This window comes from Clostridium thailandense, from assembly GCF_019207025.1.
GTDB classification, from domain to species: domain Bacteria; phylum Bacillota; class Clostridia; order Clostridiales; family Clostridiaceae; genus Clostridium_AM; species Clostridium_AM thailandense.
In genome coordinates this window covers 1-3452 of the sequence record NZ_JAEEGC010000244.1, presented here as the reverse complement: position 1 = coordinate 3452, position 3452 = coordinate 1, and the positions used below count along the sequence as shown (strand labels likewise).

2 protein-coding genes are annotated in these 3452 nt (G+C 35.1%); both read right to left on the bottom strand.

Annotation, left to right across the window (positions count from 1 at the left end; translation table 11 throughout):
- Window positions 1-106: 106 nt before the first annotated feature.
- A complete protein-coding gene (locus I6U48_RS29230) occupies window positions 107-1816 on the bottom strand; it encodes an HAL/PAL/TAL family ammonia-lyase (protein ID WP_281421864.1) in 1710 nt (569 codons plus the stop codon).
- 65 nt (window positions 1817-1881) lie between these two features.
- Window positions 1882-3219 carry an MFS transporter gene (locus I6U48_RS29225; protein ID WP_218324032.1) on the bottom strand — a complete coding sequence of 446 codons (1338 nt, stop codon included), beginning with the start codon at window positions 3217-3219 and terminating at the stop codon, window positions 1882-1884.
- Window positions 3220-3452 lie beyond the last annotated feature (233 nt).

Sequence of the window (3452 nt, the reverse complement as noted above, 5' to 3'; positions counted from 1 at the left end):
TTACTTTATTACATATTAATGCAGATTGTCTTTAATGTCAATATATCCCGGAGCATAAGTTAAGTGTCGGCCGTGGATGTCTATACTAAAGACAATCTGTGTTTTACTAAAATTCCAAATCACCTATAACTTTTTCCACTACTTTCAAAACATTTCCTTCATGTATTTGTTCCTGTATATACTTAATAAATGGATAAATGTACTTATCCTCTTCCAATTTAGGCACTTCTTTTCTAATCAAGCTATATACTGCTTCTGTAGCTGGAGATGGCTTTAATGGTTTCAAAAATTCTAGCGCTTGAGCAGCATTCAAAAGTTCAATAGCAAGTATATTCTCCAAAAGCTTTGAGCACTTATATGCTTTTAATGAAGCATTATAACTCATACTCACATAATCCTCTTGATTACAACAAGTTGGAATATTATCTATTGTTGATGAAGTTGACAATATCCTCATTTCTCCAAGTAACCCTGCAGCGGTATACTGAGGAATCATAAGACCATTGTTTAGTCCTGATTTTTCTATCAAAAATGCTGGCAACTCACTTACATGATGGTTAACAAGCCTATCTATTCTTCTTTCAGACATTTTTGCAATAGCTGTCATTGCAATGCAACTGGAATCTGCTTCTATTCCTACATAAGATCCATCTGCATTACATCCCATTAATGCTATTCCATCATTATCAATAGGATATATAATAGGGTTATCACAACAGGAGTTCATTTCAATAAATATAGTTTTTGCAGCATCCTTTAGGGTTTTCTTAGCAGCCCCATGAAGCTGTGGTATACACCTCAAGGAAAGAGCATCCTGAAGTCTGTAATCTTTATATTTTAAAGCAATTTCACTTTTATTCAGTATTCTTAAAATATTTTTAGCGGTCATTGCTTGTTCTTCATGTGGTCTTACGGACTGCAATCTCGGATCGAAAGCTTTAACAGTACCTCTTAAGGCTTCTAAACTCATAGCTCCAACTATATCCGCCGTTTTTGCTGCCTTTATTGCATCATATAATGCTAGCGCTGCAAATGCTGTAACTGAAGTTGTTCCTGATACCAAGGCAAGCCCTTCTTTGCAGCCTAGTTCAACTGGTACAATTCCAGCTGCTGATAATGCATTTCTGCTTTCTAGCAGCTCTCCTTTATACCAAGCTTTTCCTTCACCTATTAATACCATACTAATGTGAGCCTCTACCGCTAGGTATCCAACAGATCCTTGTCCTGGAGAAAATGGCGTTATATTATTATTTAATAGCTCAGCAATCATCTCTAAAGTGCTAAGTTGCACACCTGAATACCCTTGCCCTAAATTTAGAAGCATCATTAATAAAATTCCTCTAACAATTTCTTTTTCTAAAGGTTCGCCTACAGAACAAGCATGAGATCTTATTATGTTTTTCTGAAGGGCAACTGCATCCTCTGGCGAGATGATTTTATTACAGTTGTCTCCAAAGCCTGTAGTCAAGCCATAAATTACTCTGTTCTCATCTAGAAATTTTTCGACTAATTCTCTTGATCTACTTACTTTTTCTGAGTAGGAAGATGAAAAAGAAACTTTTGCACCGTATCTTGAAACCGCAACAAACTCTTCTAAAGTGATTTTCATATCTCCTAATGTTACTTTCTTAATTTTTTCCTTAAATAGTTCCAATTCTGTCACCTCTTTATCTAAATTAAATACTCCTATGTGCCCACATCCATCTGCTGCAATAGGAATATAATGTACTTTGTTCCCTTCTATCATATCTCCAGTTTTATATCTATTTTCTAACTGAAACTTAGCTTCTTCTAACCCTTGCTTTGCTACCTTCAATATCCATTCAAACCCTTCTTTATAATCTTTTCATATGAAAGATATAATTTTGGAAAATGTTTGATTTAGTGGCTAATATCTTCAAGTGACAGTTTTCCCGTTTCAGGTGCCCACAGAATTGAAGCAATTGCACCAATTAACAGCACTGCTCCCATGCTATACATGGCAACATTAATACCCCATTTACCTTGAACAACTGGCAAAGCAAATGTTCCTAGTGCAGCACCAATACGACTGATAGCAGTTACGACACCAACACCTGCACCACGAACCTCTGTTGGAAAGATTTCCGCAGGATAAACCAAAGTAAGATTTGAAGCAGCAGACATAACGAAGGTAAAGAAGCTAAATATTACGAGAGATAAAACTTTCGCATTGTCTGGCAATAAAACTAACACAACTAATGAAATCGCAAGGATTATGAAAGAATAAATCGTAAAGCCTCTGCGTGTAAATTTTTCAATCATCCACAAGCCAGCAATAGATCCTATAAGCAAGAACAAATTAAGTGTTGTGTCAACTGTGAAACTCCACTCCCCAAAATTCATTCTCTCTAAAATAGTTGGTAAAAATGTGTAGATGGCAAAATAAGGCAATACGTTACATAAATAGAAAACACCGCCAAATAGTGTGCGTTTCAATAAATCTTTCTTAAACAAATCTGAAGTTTTATAGTTGGTCGCATGAGAGACTGTTTCATCAATAATAACGTTAGCTCCAAGATATTTTGTTACAATATTGCGAGCTTCTTCTGCGCGGCCTTTGCTTATTAACCATCTAGGTGATTCTGGGGTTCCAATTCTAAGAACAAGCACGATAGCAGCTGGAATTGCACCGCTTACTAACATCCAACGCCAGTTGCTACCGGGATTTCCGTATTTTTGTAAATAGTAACCTACAAATGTTGCTGCAACATAGCCGAATGTCCATAAAACATTCAATGAACCCATTAATAAGCCACGATATTTTTTTGGTGCAAACTCTGCAAGCAAAGTAGAGCCAACAGCATAGTCTCCACCTAAAGCCAAACCTATACAAATTCTTATTATAAACAGCATTTCTGGACTATTTACAAAGAATTGTAGGAAAGAGAACACAGTAACGATTAAAAAGTTCGTGATGAATATTTTTTGACGCCCAACTCTGTCAGCGAGCCCTCCTAATAGCAAACTTCCAAAGAAAAGGCCGAGTAAGGCAGATGCTCCAAGCAAACCTGTCCACACTGAATTTAATTTCATTTGTGGCCCAATTAATGTTAAAACAATACCAATTATTCCAAGTGAGTATCCATCAGAAAAGTTAGCACCGAAAGTAAGAGCTGTAATTCTCATGTGGAACTTATTAAGTGGGACATCGTCAATTTTGTAAACTTTATTTGATTCTGATTGTAATTTACCGTACATTATTTAGTACCTCCTAATACATAATTAACCCTATTTTTTATTTGAAGATCTTCACTTTACTATATAGCAATAAATATGCCAATAACATAGCATCTATTTAATTTTTCATTTTTGAAAACGATTCAAAGGAAGTAGCTTATTTATATAGGTATTTTACTTCATAATCACATAAATTAATTAAAAATAATTTTATTATTTCTGCCGATAGATTATATAAAAGCAAAGTCATTTTG

Bases quoted from the DNA above. Each gene is read 5' to 3' on its own strand.
- I6U48_RS29225 (WP_218324032.1), bottom strand. From the start codon at position 3,219: ATGTACGGTAAATTACAATCAGAATCAAATAAAGTTTACAAAATTGAC.